The 15101-nt window shown below is 73.4% G+C and carries 14 protein-coding genes; 11 read left to right on the top strand and 3 right to left on the bottom strand.

Features of this window, described 5'->3' with window-relative positions; genetic code table 11:
• Position 1: 1 nt before the first annotated feature.
• Positions 2-745: a dethiobiotin synthase gene (gene bioD, locus P1P75_RS09140; RefSeq protein WP_319253389.1), complete on the top strand. Its 744-nt coding sequence runs from the start codon at positions 2-4 to the stop codon at positions 743-745.
• Positions 746-918: 173 nt separating this feature from the next.
• Here bioD and P1P75_RS09135 read toward each other — a convergent pair whose 3' ends face one another.
• Positions 919-3129, bottom strand: a complete 2211-nt coding sequence (locus tag P1P75_RS09135; protein WP_319253342.1) for a helix-turn-helix transcriptional regulator — start codon at positions 3127-3129, stop codon at positions 919-921.
• A 109-nt stretch (positions 3130-3238) separates the two neighbouring features.
• Here P1P75_RS09135 and P1P75_RS09130 point away from each other — a divergent pair, with 109 nt between their 5' ends.
• Together P1P75_RS09130 and P1P75_RS09125 are read left to right on the top strand one after the other, a co-directional pair.
• Entirely contained in the window at positions 3239-3925 is a 687-nt protein-coding gene (locus P1P75_RS09130) for a triacylglycerol lipase (protein ID WP_319253340.1), read from the top strand.
• 80 nt (positions 3926-4005) lie between these two features.
• Positions 4006-4701: a class I SAM-dependent methyltransferase gene (locus P1P75_RS09125; RefSeq protein ID WP_319253338.1), complete on the top strand. Its 696-nt coding sequence runs from the start codon at positions 4006-4008 to the stop codon at positions 4699-4701.
• A 54-nt stretch (positions 4702-4755) separates the two neighbouring features.
• On the opposite strand, the gene P1P75_RS09120 is transcribed toward P1P75_RS09125, so the two are convergent.
• Both P1P75_RS09120 and P1P75_RS09115 read right to left on the bottom strand, forming a co-directional pair.
• Entirely contained in the window at positions 4756-5130 is a 375-nt protein-coding gene (locus tag P1P75_RS09120; protein WP_086769576.1) for a fic family toxin-antitoxin system, toxin component, read from the bottom strand.
• 4 nt (positions 5131-5134) lie between these two features.
• Complete coding sequence (locus P1P75_RS09115) at positions 5135-5377, bottom strand: toxin-antitoxin system HicB family antitoxin (protein WP_086769577.1); 243 nt, start codon at positions 5375-5377, stop codon at positions 5135-5137.
• Between the two features lie 139 nt (positions 5378-5516).
• Here P1P75_RS09115 and P1P75_RS09110 point away from each other — a divergent pair, with 139 nt between their 5' ends.
• The 8 genes from P1P75_RS09110 (at position 5517) to mug (ending at position 15085) form a co-directional block, all read left to right on the top strand.
• A complete protein-coding gene (locus P1P75_RS09110) occupies positions 5517-6323 on the top strand; it encodes an ABC transporter ATP-binding protein (protein ID WP_319253336.1) in 807 nt (268 codons plus the stop codon).
• A 4-nt stretch (positions 6324-6327) separates the two neighbouring features.
• Positions 6328-8895, top strand: coding sequence for an ABC transporter permease (locus tag P1P75_RS09105; RefSeq protein ID WP_319253335.1), 2568 nt, complete (start codon positions 6328-6330; stop codon positions 8893-8895).
• Between the two features lie 230 nt (positions 8896-9125).
• Positions 9126-9551: a GNAT family N-acetyltransferase gene (locus P1P75_RS09100; RefSeq protein WP_319253333.1), complete on the top strand. Its 426-nt coding sequence runs from the start codon at positions 9126-9128 to the stop codon at positions 9549-9551.
• A gap of 239 nt (positions 9552-9790) precedes the next feature.
• Positions 9791-11125: a hemolysin family protein gene (locus P1P75_RS09095; protein ID WP_319253331.1), complete on the top strand. Its 1335-nt coding sequence runs from the start codon at positions 9791-9793 to the stop codon at positions 11123-11125.
• Positions 11122-12135 (top strand): hemolysin family protein, encoded by a 1014-nt coding sequence (locus P1P75_RS09090; protein ID WP_319253329.1) that lies wholly within the window; start codon positions 11122-11124, stop codon positions 12133-12135. The genes P1P75_RS09095 and P1P75_RS09090 overlap by 4 nt, the downstream gene beginning before the upstream one ends.
• A gap of 62 nt (positions 12136-12197) precedes the next feature.
• Positions 12198-12986, top strand: coding sequence for an SGNH/GDSL hydrolase family protein (locus tag P1P75_RS09085; protein ID WP_319253327.1), 789 nt, complete (start codon positions 12198-12200; stop codon positions 12984-12986).
• A gap of 114 nt (positions 12987-13100) precedes the next feature.
• A complete protein-coding gene (gene purB / locus P1P75_RS09080) occupies positions 13101-14543 on the top strand; it encodes an adenylosuccinate lyase (RefSeq protein WP_319253325.1) in 1443 nt (480 codons plus the stop codon).
• Positions 14540-15085 (top strand): G/U mismatch-specific DNA glycosylase, encoded by a 546-nt coding sequence (mug, locus tag P1P75_RS09075; RefSeq protein WP_319253386.1) that lies wholly within the window; start codon positions 14540-14542, stop codon positions 15083-15085. Before purB ends, mug begins: the two co-directional genes overlap by 4 nt.
• Positions 15086-15101: the final 16 nt, after the last annotated feature.

Genomic DNA, 15101 nt, shown 5'->3' with positions numbered 1-15101 from the left:
CATGCCGATCCTGGTGATCACGGGAACGGGCACGGAGGTCGGCAAGACCGTCACGACCGCGGCCGTCGCCGCCTCCGCCCTCGCGGCGGGCCGCTCGGTGGCCGTACTGAAGGCCGCGCAGACCGGCGTACGGCCCGACGAGCGCGGTGACGCGGACGAGGTCGCGCGGCTGGCGGGCGCGGTCACCACCTCCGAACTCGCCCGGTATCCGGAGCCGTTGGCGCCCGCGACGGCGGCGCTGCGGGCGGGGATGGTGCCGGTGCGGCCGCGTGAGGTCGCCGACGCGGCGGCGAAGCTGGCCACCGAGCACGACCTGGTCCTCGTCGAGGGGGCCGGCGGGCTCCTGGTGCGGTTCGACGAGGCGGGCGGCACGCTGGCCGACGCCGCGGAGATGCTGCGGGCGCCGGTGCTCGTGGTGGCGTCGGCGGGTCTGGGCACGCTCAACACGACCGACCTGACGGCCCGTGAACTGCGGTCGCGCGGCCTGGAGTTGCTGGGGGTGGTGATCGGGTCATGGCCCGACTCGCCCGATCTGGCGATGCGGTGCAATGTCAGCGACCTGCCCGACATCGCCGGGGCCCCGCTGCTCGGCGCGCTGCCCGCCGGTTCGGGATCGCTCGCGCCCGCCGCGTTCCGTACGGCCGCGCCCGGCTGGCTCGCCTCACGGCTGGACGGGACGTGGGAGGCGGAGACGTTCCGGAGCCGGACCGAGCCCGAGCGGTGGAGCTGGTCCCGCACGCCCTAGGGCGTGTTTCGAAAGTAGCGTCGTCTGCCCGAAGGGCAGGCCGGGCGGCGTCTGGTGCGTGCGATCGCAAGGCGGAGGGTCGTCCCGATACTGGTTGTATCGGGATGATCCCGACAACGCGGCGAGCGTGCGTGCCAGGCGTCGCCCGGCAGGCGGGACTTTCGAAACACGCCCTAGTCGCCTCCCTCGGCCAGCAGTCGGACGAGTTCGATGCGGGAGCGGATGCCCAGGCGGTTGAAGACGCCGCGCAGGTGGTGGTCGATGGTGCGGGGGCTGAGGGCGAGGCGGACGGCGATCTCGCGGTTCGTCGCGCCCTCGGCGGCCATGAGGGCGACCCGTAGCTGCTGGGCGGTCAGGCTCGCCCGGGGGCTCTCGGACGGGCGGCCGGTGGTGGCGGGGGCGCCGAGGGCACGGAGTTCGGCGCGGGCCCGGTCCGCGCAGTGCGGGGCGCCGAAGGACTCGAACGACTCCAGGGCGCTGTGCAACCGTTCGCGGGCCTCGGTGCGGCGGCGCAGCCTGCGCAGGGCGCCGCCGAACAGCAGCTCGGTGCGGGCGCGTTCGACGGCGCGCGTGCCCTGCGCGTGGAGGTCGAGGGCGCTGCGGTAGTGCTCGACGGCGTCGGCGCCGGGGGTGACCAGGGCCCGGCAGCGGGCGCTGAGGGCCAGTTCGTCGGGGCTGCGGACGGCGTTGGCCCAGCGGTCGTAGTCGGCGTGCGCGGCGCGGGCCACGCGGGTGTCGCCGGTGTGGACGGCGGCCTCGACGTAGTGCGGGGTGGCCAGGTGGCGGATCGCGCGGTGCCCGTGGCCGGGGCCGGCTCCGGCCAGGGCGCGCAGGCGGGCCGCGGCGGCGTCGTGGCGGCCGTGGCCGAGGTCGAGGAAGGCGAGCGCCCACTGGGCGAGGGCGGCGGGCAGACCGAGGCCGTGCGCGAGGGCGTATCCGCGGGCGGCGGCGGCCCGTTCGCGGCACAGGTCGGTGTCGCCGGCGAGGGCCGCGAACATCGCGAGGGCGGCCTGCAGATGACAGGCGCCGCTGTCCTGCCCGGTGACCCTCGCCTGGCGCAGCGCGTCCAGGGCGGCGGCCTCGGCGGCGCGGGGCCGGCCGGTCCAGAAGTCGGCGTAGGCGCGGAACTCCGCCGCCTGGGAGACGGGCGGCACGAGTCCCCGGGCGCGGGCCGCGGCGGCCGACCGGTGGGTGGCGGTGGCGGCGCGGGGATGGTCGCCGAGCAGCAGGGCGGCGATCCCGGCGTGCAGGAGGAGGGTGGGGTCGCCGCCGGGGCCGCACCGTCCGGCGGTGGCCCCGAGCAGGTCGCGGGCGTCCGCGTAGCGCCCTTCGACGGCCGCGGCGAGTCCGCCGAGCACCCCCGGGGGGTCGATGCCGAGGCGTCCGGCGAGGCGGACGGCCTCGCGGCAGCGGCGCAGGTCGCCGGTGTACACGGCGGCTTCGGTGGCGCGGGCGAGAAGGTGTCCGGCGTGCTCCTCGGACCGCGCCGAGGGTCTTTTGCCCGCCGCCGCCTGGGCGGCGCCCGCGGTCAGCGCGTCGAACGCCTCCCCGGCGTGTCCGGTGCGCAGGGCGAGCACGCCGTGCAGGGCTTCGGCATGCGTGCGGGCGGCCAGGGCGCGGGCCCGGTCGCCGTCGCCCGCGTCCCAGGCGTCGACGGCGGCCCGCGCCAGCAGGCCGGAGCGATGGCGGGGGTCCGGGGTGAGGGCGGTGGCGCGTTCGGTGAGGGCACCGGACAGTGCGGGGTCGCCGGCGTCGCGGGCCCGGTCCGCCGCCGCCGTCAGCTCGGCCGCGAGCCTCCCGCTGGGGCCGAGGGCGCCGGCGCCCCGGTGCCAGGAGCGGCGGGCCGTCTCGCCCGAGCCGTGCAGGACACGGGCGAGCAGCCGGTGGACGTCGCGCCGGTCGGCCGGGCCCGCCGACTCGTACGCGGCGATCCGGGTCCAGGGGTCGGCGAAGCGGACCCCGCCCGCCGCGGCGTGGGCGAGTCCGGCCGTCTCGGCGGACTCCAGGCAGCGGGTGTCGAGGCGGGCGGCGGCGACGGCACGCAGGAACGCGTGGGTGGCGACCGGGTACTGGTCGGCGGCGGCGAGCAGGAGCAGCAGGCGGGTGTCGTCGGGCAGGGCCCGCAGCGCCCGGCGCCGGGCACGCAGCAACTCGGGGGCGAGGTCGGCTGGTTCGACGGGCAGCGGGTCGAGGCCGGCGGCCTGCCGTTCGGTGAGCCGCGCGGCGAGAGAGGCGGCGGCGCGCGGATCGCCGTACACCAGGCGCAGGACCCTGGTCCGGACGCGCTCGGGGAGCGCGGAGGCCGGGCGCGGCCACGCGTCGGCGAGCGTCGGTGGCGAAGTGCGGTCAAGAGGTGGGGGGTTCACCGGAGTCACCACCCACATCACGTTACCGATGGGTTACTTGAACCGTAAAGACCGGCGATTACACCGATGCGGCGCGCGTAGACCCGGCCGGACACTCCTGACAACCCCACCCGTTTCAGGAGGCATCATGCAGCGCGGCAAGCGTCGCATCGCCGCGGTCCTCTCGGCCGCGGTCTCTTCGCTCCTTCTGGCACTCTCCTTCGCCGCTCCCCCCGCACACGCGGCGACGCGCAACCCGGTCGTCCTCGTCCACGGCATCAGCAGTTCCGCGAGCAGTTGGAACGACTGGGTCGCGAACTTCAAGGCGGACGGCTACACGGCCGCCGAGCTGGACGCCTGGTCGTACAGCTGGTCCCAGTCGAACGTCACCACCGCCCGGCAACTGGCGACCGAGATCCAGAACGTCCTCGCGCGCACCGGCGCGACCAAGGTGGACCTCGTCGTGCACTCCATGGGCGCGCTCAGCTCCCGCTACTACCTGAAGAACCTCGGCGGTACGGCGTACGTGGACGACTTCGTCTCCGTCGCCGGCACCAACCACGGCACGTCCACCGCCTCGCTGTGCGCGTGGCTCTACACCTCGTGCGCGGAGATGCAGACCGGCAGTTCGTTCCTGGCCGCGCTGAACTCCGGCGACGAGACGCCGGGCGCCGTGACCTACGCGAGCTACTGGTCGAACTGCGACGAGGCGATCAACCCGGACTCCTCGGCACTGCTGAGCGGGGCGGCCAATGTCGGCGTCGGGTGCGTGTCCCACACGGACACCAACAACGACCCCGGCATCTACGAACAGGTGCGTGCCTTCGTCCAGTGACACCGATGTGCGTCAGCGGGGGTGCGGCGGGCCCGTACGGGGGACAATCCTGGTAGGCCCGTCCTGCCCGGGAGGTCGCCATGCCGCTACGGTCCACCGGCTCCGGCAAGGTGCCCGGTGATCCCGTCCACCACCCGCTGTTCGCGCGCTGCTACGCCCGGATCAGCGTGACCGCGGAGACCCGCGGGGGCCTGGCCGCACTGCGCGGCAGGCTGCTCGCGGGGCTCTCCGGCCGCGTCATCGAGATCGGCGCGGGCAACGGCCTGAACTTCGCCCACTACCCGCCTACGGTCTCCGAGGTCGTCGCGATCGAACCGGAGCGGCTGCTGCGCACGCTGGCGGTGGAGGCCGCCCTGCGGGCCGAGGTGCCGGTCGATGTCGCGCCGGGCGCGGCCGAGGCCCTGCCGGTCAAGAGCGAGGCCTTCGACGCGGCGGTGCTCTCACTGGTCCTGTGCAGCGTCCGGGACCTGCCGCGGGCCCTCGCCGAGGTGCGGCGGGTGCTGCGGCCCGGTGGCGAGGTCCGGTTCCTGGAGCACGGCAGGGGCGGCGGCCCGGCGATGGTCTTCACCCAGCGTGCCCTGGACCGGACGGTGTGGCCGCTGGTCAGCGGCGGCTGCCATCTCTCCCGCGACCCGGTGGGCGCACTGCGCGGGGCCGGGTTCGAAATCGGCCCCTACCGGCGGCTGCTGGTGCCGGAGAACGGGCCGGTCCTGCCGGCGTCGTACTGCAGGCTGGGCACGGCCTGGCGGCCGGTCGCCGACGGGACGCGGGGTTAGGGGCTGTCGACCGTCAGAGGCTTCCGGCGCGGGATGCGCCCGGGGCGTTGCCGTTCACTGGCTCCACCGGCGCAGTTCCTGCGTGATGTCGTACACCGACGCCTCGCCGCTCTTGACCAGCCGGGCCAGGTCGCGGACCTGCTCGGGCGAGGTCACGACCTTCGCGCCGCTCGCCACCAGGTACGCGTAGGCGACGGCGCAGGCGAAGAGGGCGTTCGATCGCTCCAGCGCCGGGACGTGGAGCAGGAGTTGGAGGAGCGAGGCGGCGCGGGCGTGCGGCGAGTCGTACACGGGGACGTCGAAGATCTGGGCGTCATGGCGCGCCACCGCCGCCACCAGGGCTCCCCAGTCGGTGACCTGGGGGTCTCCGGGTGTCTTCTGTTCGGCGATCATCAGGAGCCATGCGAGGTCGATCGTGAGGTCGCTCAAGGGGTCAGCGGCGACCTTCGTGGGTGCCGCCCTCGCGGGCCGCGCCGAACTCCTCCGCGAACACGTTCTCGTACTGCTTCATGAAGTCGGCGGCGGCCTCGACGAACGTGTGGCCCGTTTCGCCGGCGTCCTGCCTGACCAGCTCCTCGATGTAGCGGTTCACGCTCATGCCGCGCGCGGTGGCGCGCTCGCGGGCGGCCTTGGCCGTGCCCTCGTCGACGCGTACGTTCAGCTGGGTCTTCGCCATACCTCGAAGCTAGCGCCGAACCGCTAGCACCGGCAAGGGCGGACTCGCGGGGAAAAGAGATACCGGGTGTGCGCCCCGTCACACTACGCTCGGGCGGGACGACGAGACCCGGCACGTCCACGCGAGCGAGGAGGCAGCCTTGTCCACACCTGCTGCGCAGCACGCCCCCGGTCTGGCCTCGGCCGAGGACCTGGCGGCGCGCGCCCGGGGTCTGACGAAGGCGTACGGCTCGGGCGAGACGACCGTGCTCGCCCTGGACTCGGTGGACGTGGACATCGTCCGCGGGCGTTTCACCGCGGTCATGGGGCCCTCGGGCTCCGGAAAGTCCACGCTGATGCACTGCCTGGCCGGACTCGACACCGTGTCCGCGGGACAGGTGTGGCTGGGCGACGCCGAGATCACAGGCCTGAAGGAACGGGAGCTGACCCGGCTCCGGCGCGACCGGATCGGGTTCATGTTCCAGTCGTTCAATCTCATTCCGACGCTCAACGCGGTCGAGAACATCACCCTGCCGATGGACATCGCCGGCCAGAAACCGGACCAGAAGTGGCTGGACCAGGTGATCGACACGCTCGGCCTGCGCGACCGCCTGAAGCACCGGCCGTCCCAGCTCTCCGGCGGGCAGCAGCAGCGCGTGGCCTGCGCCCGCGCACTCGCCTCCCGCCCGGAGCTGATCTTCGCCGACGAGCCGACCGGCAACCTGGACTCGCGCGCCGGTCTGGAGGTTCTCGCGTTCCTGCGCCAGGCGGTGGACGACCTGGGCCAGACGGTCGTCATGGTCACCCACGACCCCGGCGCCGCCACCCACTCCGACCTCGTGCTCTTCCTCGCGGACGGCCGGCTGGTGGACGAGATGCAACGGCCCACGGCCGAGGCGGTGCTGGAGCGCATGAAGCGCTTCGACCTGATCCGCGCCCAGGCGGGCGCGGCCCCCGAGGAGGACTGAACAGGTGCTGAAGGCGACGCTGCGGAGCTTCCTGGCGCACAAGGGGCGGCTGCTGCTGTCCGCCCTCGCCGTCGTGCTGTCGGTGGCGTTCGTCGCGGGCAGCCTGATCTTCTCCGACACGGTCACGCGCACCTTCGACCGCCTGTTCGCGTCCACCTCGGCCGACGTGACCGTGGAACCGCGCGACGACCTCGACTCCTCCGTGCCGACCGGCGCCGTCCAGACCCTGCCCGCCGCGCTCACCGGCCGGGTGGCCGCCGTCGCCGGGGTGTCCTCGGCGCACGCCGACGTGAGCGTGCAGAACATCACCGTCGTCGACAGCGCGAACAGGTCCGTGGGACCGACCACCGGCGCGCCCACCATCGCCACCGACTGGTACCTCACCGACCGCAGCCCGGTGGAACTGACCTCCGGACACGCCCCGCGCGGCGCGGGCGAGGCCGTGCTCGACGCCGACACCGCCGACAAGAAGCACGTGAAGACCGGTGACACGCTGACCGTGATGGCCCAGCCGGGCTCGTTCCGGGTCGAGGTCGTCGGCATCGCCACCTTCAGGACCACCAACCCCGGCGCCGCCCTGGTCTTCCTCGACCCCGAGGTCGCCGCGACCCGGCTGCTGGGTTCGGCGGACCTGGCCACGAGCGTCTCCGTCGAGGCGGCGGACGGCGTCACCGACGCGGAGCTGAAGAAGCGGATCGCCGCCGCGCTCGGCTCCGGTCCCTACGACGTGCGCACCGCCGACGAGCAGGCCAAGTCGGCGGCGGAGAACCTCGGCGGGTTCCTCGATGTCATCAAGTACGTGATGCTCGGATTCGCCGGGATCGCCGTGCTGGTGGGCGTGTTCCTGATCGTCAACACCTTCTCGATGCTGATCGCTCAGCGCACCCGCGAACTGGGCCTGCTGCGCGCCCTGGGAGCCGACAGACGCCAGGTACGGCGCTCGGTCCTCACCGAGGCCCTGCTGCTCGGCCTGGTCGGCTCCACGGTGGGCCTCGCGGCCGGCATCGGCCTGGCGGCGGGCCTGATCCGCCTCATGAGCGCCTTCGGCATGAACCTCAACACCGCCGAGATGGTCATCGGCTGGGTCACCCCCGTCTCGGCGTACGCCGTCGGCGTCGGCGTCACCTTCGTGGCCGCCTACCTCCCGGCCCGCCGCGCGGCCACGGTGTCGCCGATGGCGGCCCTGGCGGACGCGGACGTCGCCGGCGTGGGACGGCCGCTGAGGGTGCGCGCGGTGGTCGGGGCCGTCGTCGGCGCCCTGGGCGTGGCGGCCCTGGTGGGCTGCGTGACCGCGTCGGAGACCGCGTCCGCGGCCTCCCTGCTGGGCCTCGGCGTCGTCCTCACCCTGATCGCGACGGTCGTCGCGGGCCCACTGCTCGTCCGCCCGGTGATCCAGGTGCTCGGCGGGGCCTTCCCCGCCCTGTTCGGGTCGATCGGCCGGATGAGCCAGCGCAACGCCCTGCGCAACCCGCGCCGCACCGGCGCCACCGCCGCCGCGCTGATGGTGGGCCTCGCCCTGGTGGGCGGCATGTCGGTGGCGAGCGCCTCGATGTCGAAGTCCTTCGACCAGCAGATCGACGACACCCTGGGCGCCGACTTCGTCATCCAGAACACCAACCTCACCCCCTTCTCCCAGGAGGTCACCGACCGGGTCCGCGACACCGACGGCGTCGGCCTCGTCGTACGCCAGCGGTTCGCGCCGGTGGCCGTGCGCCTGCCCGACGGCGAGCGCGTCAAGACGACCGCCGCCGGGTACGACGGCCAGGTCGACGAGGTCGCCCATGTGACGTACGCGCGTGGGGACACGGCCGCCGCGCTGGCCGACGGGGCGATCGCCATGGACGTCGACTTCGCCGAGGACCACGGCGTGCGGGTCGGCAGCGTCCTGCCCGTCGAGTTCCCCGGCGGACGGACCGCCTCGTTCCGGGTGGGCGCGCTCACCGACCAGGACGCCGCCGAGGGATTCGGCATGCAGGGCGGCCTGTTCTTCGGCATCGCCACCGTCGAGAAGTACGTGCCGGGCGGGCAGGACTCCGTGCTGTACGTCAACGCGGCCGCCGGCACCGACGCGGACCAGCTCAGGCCCCGGCTGGAGCGGACCCTCGACCCCTATCCGCAGGTGCAGGCGCGTGACCAGGCGGACTACAAGGAGCTGGTGCACGACCAGATCGCCGTGCTGCTGTACCTCGTGTACGCGCTGCTCGGCCTGGCGATCGTGATCGCGGTGCTGGGCGTGGTCAACACCCTCGCACTGTCGGTGGTCGAGCGGACCAGGGAGATCGGACTGCTGCGGGCGATCGGGCTGTCCCGGCGGCAGTTGCGCCGCATGATCCGGCTGGAGTCGGTGGTGATCGCGGTGTTCGGCGCGGTCCTGGGAGTGGCGCTGGGACTGGTGTGGGGCGTGTGCACCCAGCAGGTGCTGGCCCTGCAGGGCATGAAGGCACTGGCGATCCCGTGGACGACGATCGTCGCGGTCGTCGTGGGCTCGGCGGTGGTCGGCGTGGTGGCGGCCCTGCTGCCGGCGCTGCGGGCCTCGCGGATGAACGTGCTGGCGGCCATCGCGCACGAGTGACGGGCGCGAGGCCGTGCGCGGTCCCCCGCCTCAGGTCGGGCGCGGGTGAGGGGCTCGGTCCCCCTGCCCGGGATCGCGTACGAGTGAGGGAGCGCTCGGCCGACCGGGCCTCCGGCGCGTGGGCCGCGACGCCCCGAGGCCCGGTCGGCCGTCCCGGTGCGCAGGGGGCCGCGGCCGTCCGGATGGTGGAATTCCGCGTCGCGGTGTGCCGCGCGTGATGGGATCTGCCCATGTCTGATCTGCGGATACGGGCCGCGACGCCCGACGACCTCGACACCGTGCTGGCCTTCTGGAAGACGGCCGCCGAGGGCACGAGCATCAGCGACGACCGCGACGGCGTGGAGCGGCTCGTCGCTCGCGACCCCGGCGCGCTGATCCTCGCGGAGCGCGGCGGTGAGCTGGTCGGCACGGTCATCGCCGGGTTCGACGGCTGGCGCTGCCACCTCTACCGGCTCGCGGCGCATCCGGCGTACCGCCGCCAGGGCATCGGCTCGGCGCTGCTCGCCGCGGCGGAGGAACGGTTCGTCCGGCTCGGCGGGCGGCGCGCCGACGCGATGGTGCTGACCCGGAACGAGACGGCCCACCATGCGTGGCGGGCGGCGGGGTACACGCCGGAGGAGAAGTGGCGGCGCTGGGTGAAGCCGCTGACCGGCTGACCCGGGAGCGACCGGCCATGCCGGGGGCGAACCGACACCCTTTGCCGATCCTTTACCATGAGGGGGCCGTACGGACCCTACGGTCCCCTCATCCGTACGGTCCGAGTCATCGATGCGGTCCCCTCATCGATTCACCGACTTCTCGAAAGGTGTGAGCGTCCGCCCATGGGCGAGCCTCCCAGTATCCGACACCGCGCGATCCTGCCTGCCCTGTCCGATCATGGGACGGAGGTGAACCGGTGATGGAACTGCTCCTGTTGTTGGTGGCGATCCTGCTGTCGCTCGCCTGCGGTGCCTTCGTCGCCGCGGAGTTCTCGCTGACCACGGTCGAACGCGGCGAACTGGAACGGGCCGTGGAGCGCGGCGAGCGGGGCGCGGCCGGCGCCCTCAAGGCAGTCCGCAACCTCACCTTCCAGCTCTCCGGCGCCCAGCTCGGCATCACCGTCACCAATCTGGTCGTCGGCATGCTCGCCGAACCCTCGATCGCCAAGCTGATCTCCGGCCCGCTGGAGTCCCTCGGTCTGTCGAGCACGGCGGCGAGTACGGTCGCCCTGGTCCTGGGCACGGCGCTGTCGACGGTGTTCCTGATGGTCGTCGGCGAACTGGTGCCGAAGAACTGGGCGATCTCCAGCCCGCTGGCCGTGGCCAAGCGGGTGGGCAACGCGCAGCGCTGGTTCAGCGCCGCCTTCCGGCCGTTCATCAGCCACCTCAACAACACCGCCAACCGGGTCGTACGCCGGTTCGGCCTGGAGCCCGCCGAGGAGCTGGCCTCCGCCCGCGGCCCCCAGGAACTGGCGGCACTGGCCCGGCACTCGGCCCGGCAGGGCGCCCTGGAGGCGGACACCGCCGAGCTGTTCGTGCGCACCCTGAACCTGGCCGACCTCACCGCCGAGAACGTGATGACCCCGCGCGTGCAGGTGATCGCCCTCGACGCACAGGCCACCTGCGAGGACGTGGCCAACGCGACCCGGGCGACGGGCCTGTCCCGCTTCCCGGTGTACCGCGGCGGCCTGGACACCGTCGTCGGCACCGCGCACATCAAGGACGTCCTGGCCGTGCCCGCGGAGAACCGCGCGCGTGTGCCCGTCGCCGAGCTGATGCGCGAACCCCTGCTGGTCCCCGAGTCCCTGACCGTGGACCGGCTCCTGGACCGCCTCTCCGGCAAGCGGACGATGGCCGTGGTCATCGACGAGTACGGCGGCACCGCGGGCGTGGCGACCCTGGAGGACATCGTCGAGGAGGTCGTCGGCGAGGTCCGCGACGAGCACGACCCGCACGAGACGCCCGACCTGGCCCGCGCCGGCACCGACGACGAGGGCCGCCAGACCTACTCGGCCGACGGCGCCGCCCGCACCGACCAGCTCGCCCGAGTGGGGCTGCACGCCCCCGAGGGCCCCTACGAGACCCTCGCCGGCCTCGTCGCCACCGAGCTGGGCCGTATCCCGGCCGTCGGCGACAGCGTGGACGTGGCCGGCTGGCGCATGGACGTCGTCGACGCGTCCGGGCGCCGGGCCGCGCGCGTCCTGCTGCACGCCCCGCTCACCAGGAACCCCGCGGAAGGAGCGGACCGGTGACCGCCGTCCAGCTGCTCATCGGCCTGGCGACCCTGGTCGTCAACGCCTTCTTCGTCGGCGCCGAGTTCGCGCTGATCTCCGTCCGCCGCTCCCAGATCGAGCCGTACGCCGAACAGGGCGACCGGCGCGGCAAGAGCGTGCTGTGGGGGCTGGAGCACGTGTCCGCGCTGCTGGCCGCGGCCCAGCTCGGCATCACGCTGTGCACCCTGGTCCTCGGTGTGGTCGCCGAACCGGCGATCGCGCACCTGCTGGAGCCGGTGTTCCACGCGGTCGGCGTCCCCGAGGGCGCGGGCCACGCGGTGTCGTTCGTGATCGCGCTGAGCCTGGCGACGTATCTGCACATGCTGCTCGGCGAGATGGTGCCGAAGAACATCGCGCTCGCCGAGCCGGTGCGCAGCGCGCTGCTGCTCGGACCGCCGCTGGTCGCGCTGTCCCGCGGACTGCGGCCGGTGATCTTCACCATCAACGCCTTCGCCAACGTCCTGCTGAAGCTGCTGCGCGTCGAGACGAAGGACGAGGTCACGGCCACGTTCTCGGACGCGGAACTGGCCCAGATCGTGCGGGACGCCGGCGAGGCGGGCCTGCTCGACGACCGCGCCCAGGAACGGCTGCACGACGCCCTGGAGCTGGGGCGACGCCCGGTGCGTGACGTCGTCCTGCCGCTGGAGCGTGTCGTCTACGCGCGCGTGGGCGTCACCCCGGAGGAGTTGGAACGGCTTGGCGCCGAGTCCGGGTTCTCCCGTTTCCCCGTGGTGGACGAGGGGCGGCGGATCGTCGGCTACCTGCACGTGAAGGACGCGCTGGACGCCTCGCCGCGGGACGAGCCGTTCCGGGTGGGGGACCTGCGGCCCATCGCCCGGGTGCGGGAGACGACGCCGCTGGACGACGTCCTCACCGCGATGCGCGGCAGCCGCACCCACCTGGCGGCCGCGCTCGGCTCCGACGGGCGGCTCGCCGGGCTGGTCACCATGGAGGACGTGCTGCGGGAGCTGTTCGGGCAGCGGGCCTGAGACCGGGCGGCGGGGGGTGACCGACCGCTGGGTATGGCGTGCGGGTTACCATCGCTGACGCCATGCAGACGAACACCACTCCCCCGCACTCCAGCCTCGTCGCGGTCGGCGACTCCTTCACCGAGGGCATGTCGGACCTGCTGCCCGACGGCACCTACCGCGGCTGGGCGGACCTCCTCGCCGGCCGGATGGCCGTGCACGCCCCCGGCTTCCGCTACGCCAACCTCGCGGTGCGCGGCAAGCTCATCGGCCAGATCGTCGAGGAACAGGTGCCGGTCGCGGCCACCATGGGCGCCGACGTGATCACCCTGGTCGGCGGCCTCAACGACACGCTGCGCCCCAAGTGCGACATGGTCCGGGTGCGGGACCTGCTGACGGAGGCGGTGGAGCGGCTCGCCCCGTCCTGCAAGCAGCTCGTGCTGATGCGCAGCCCCGGCCGGCAGGGCCCGGTCCTGGAGCGCTTCCGGCCGCGCATGGAGGAGCTGTTCGCCTGCGTCGACGACCTCGCCTCCCGGCACGGCGCACTGGTCGTCGACCTGTACGGCGCCCCGTCCCTGGGCGACCCGCGGATGTGGGACGTGGACCGGCTGCACCTGACGGCCGAGGGGCACCGCCGGATCGCCGAGGCCGTCTGGCAGGGCCTCGGGTACGACCCCGAGGACACCGAGTGGCGCGAGCCGATGCCCGCGACGGTGCCGCCGGCCTGGGTCGCCCGCCGGGTGGCCGACGCCCGGTTCGCCCGGCAGTACCTGCTGCCGTGGATCGCCCGCCGCCTCACCGGTCGCTCCTCGGGCGACGGCCTCCCCCCGAAGCGCCCCGACCTGCTGCCGTACGAGGGACCGCGGCGGTAGTCGTGGGTGACCCGGTCCGCGGCGGCCGTGGTCGTGCGTGACCTGGGTCTCGTAGGTTCCGCCGAACAGGGCGATGGCACTGGCCTGCACGAATCGCCAGTAGAATCCGTACACGTGACTTCTGCTCCCGCCAAGCCCCGCATCCCCAACGTTCTCGCCGGACGCTACGCCTCCGCCGAGCTCGCCACGCTCTGGTCGCCCGAGCAGAAGGTGAAGCTGGAGCGTCAGCTCTGGCTCGCCGTGCTGCGGGCGCAGAAGGACCTCGGGATCGAGGTGCCGGATTCGGCGATCGCCGACTACGAGCGTGTCCTCGACCAGGTCGATCTGGCCTCCATCGCCGAGCGCGAGAAGGTCACCCGGCACGACGTGAAGGCGCGGATCGAGGAGTTCAACGACCTCGCCGGGCACGAGCAGGTCCACAAGGGCATGACGTCCCGCGACCTCACGGAGAACGTCGAGCAGCTCCAGATCCGGCTGTCCCTGGAGCTGGTCCGCGACCGTACGGTGGCCGTGCTGGCCCGGCTGGGCAAGCTGTCCGGCGAGTACGCCGAGCTGGTGATGGCCGGCCGCTCGCACAACGTGGCCGCGCAGGCCACCACCCTGGGCAAGCGGTTCGCGACCGCGGCCGACGAGCTGCTCGTGGCGTACGGGCGCGTCGAGGAGCTGCTCGGCCGCTACCCGCTGCGCGGCATCAAGGGACCGGTCGGCACCGCCCAGGACATGCTCGACCTGCTCGGCGGCGACGCGGCCAAGCTCGGGGAGCTGGAGCAGCGGATCGCCGGGCACCTCGGCTTCTCGCAGGCGTTCACCTCGGTCGGCCAGGTCTACCCGCGCTCGCTGGACTACGAGGTCGTGACCTCGCTGGTGCAGCTGGCGGCGGCGCCTTCCTCGCTCGCCAGGACGATCCGGCTGATGGCCGGGCACGAGCTGGTGACCGAGGGCTTCAAGCCGGGCCAGGTCGGTTCCTCCGCGATGCCGCACAAGATGAACACCCGCTCCTGCGAGCGCGTGAACGGCCTGATGGTCATCCTGCGCGGCTACGCGTCGATGACCGGCGAACTGGCGGGCGACCAGTGGAACGAGGGTGACGTGTCCTGCTCGGTGGTGCGCCGGGTCGCGCTGCCGGACGCGTTCTTCGCGCTCGACGGTCTGCTGGAGACGTTCCTGACGGTGCTCGACGAGTTCGGTGCCTTCCCCGCCGTCGTCGCCCGTGAACTGGACCGCTACCTGCCGTTCCTCGCCACCACGAAGGTGCTCATGGGCGCGGTGCGGGCGGGCGTGGGCCGGGAGCTGGCGCACGAGGCGATCAAGGAGAACGCGGTGGCCTCCGCGCTGGCGATGCGCGAGGCCGGCGCCGGGCGCAACGAACTGCTCGACAAGTTCGCCGCCGACGAGCGCATCCCGCTGGACCGCGCACAGCTCGACGCGCTGATGGCCGACAAGCTGTCCTTCACGGGTGCCGCGGCCGACCAGGTGGCCGTCGTCGTCGGCCGGATCGAGGAGATCGTCAAGCAGCGGCCGGAGGCCGCCGGTTACACGCCGGGGGCGATCCTCTGACCCGCTTCACCCAGGCGGAACTGGAGGCCGCCCGCGACCGTCTCGTACCGGACGTCGTCGCGGGCGGCCTCCGTGTCCTCTTCTGCGGCATCAACCCGGGCCTGATGACGGCGGCGACCGGCCACCACTTCGCCCGCCCGGGCAACCGCTTCTGGCCGGTGCTGCACCTGTCCGGTTTCACGCCCCGGCTGCTGAAGCCGGCCGAGCAGGGGGAACTGCTGTCGTACGGCCTCGGCATCACGAACGTGGTGGCGCGGGCGAGCGCGCGCGCGGATGAGCTGACGGCGGAGGAGTACCGCGAGGGCGGCAAGCTGCTGCGGGAGAAGGTAGTCCGGCTGGCACCGCGATGGCTGGCGGTGGTGGGCGTGACCGCGTACCGGGTGGCGTTCGACGACCGGACGGCGCAGGTGGGCCCGCAGGAGCGGGTGATCGGGGGCACGCGTGTGTGGGTGCTGCCGAATCCCAGTGGGCTCAACGCGCATTGGACGGCCGCGACGATGGCGGAGGAGTTCGCTCGGCTGCGGGTGGCGGCCGAGGACTGACGGCCGGGCCGCGGTG

It is taken from the genome of Streptomyces sp. ID05-39B (assembly GCF_033794725.1).
GTDB lineage: Bacteria > Actinomycetota > Actinomycetes > Streptomycetales > Streptomycetaceae > Streptomyces > Streptomyces bobili.
The sequence above is the reverse complement of the archived record's forward strand: the minus strand, read 5'-3'. Positions and strand labels throughout refer to the sequence as shown.

What these genes read in the sequence shown, in the direction of transcription:
- bioD (WP_319253389.1), top strand. Translation starts at nt 2, where the DNA reads ATGCCGATCCTGGTGATCACGGGAACGGGCACGGAGGTCGGCAAGACC.
- P1P75_RS09135 (WP_319253342.1), bottom strand. Translation starts at nt 3,129, where the DNA reads ATGTGGGTGGTGACTCCGGTGAACCCCCCACCTCTTGACCGCACTTCG.
- P1P75_RS09130 (WP_319253340.1), top strand. Translation starts at nt 3,239, where the DNA reads ATGCAGCGCGGCAAGCGTCGCATCGCCGCGGTCCTCTCGGCCGCGGTC.
- P1P75_RS09125 (WP_319253338.1), top strand. Translation starts at nt 4,006, where the DNA reads ATGCCGCTACGGTCCACCGGCTCCGGCAAGGTGCCCGGTGATCCCGTC.
- P1P75_RS09115 (WP_086769577.1), bottom strand. Translation starts at nt 5,377, where the DNA reads ATGGCGAAGACCCAGCTGAACGTACGCGTCGACGAGGGCACGGCCAAG.
- P1P75_RS09100 (WP_319253333.1), top strand. Translation starts at nt 9,126, where the DNA reads ATGTCTGATCTGCGGATACGGGCCGCGACGCCCGACGACCTCGACACC.
- P1P75_RS09085 (WP_319253327.1), top strand. Translation starts at nt 12,198, where the DNA reads ATGCAGACGAACACCACTCCCCCGCACTCCAGCCTCGTCGCGGTCGGC.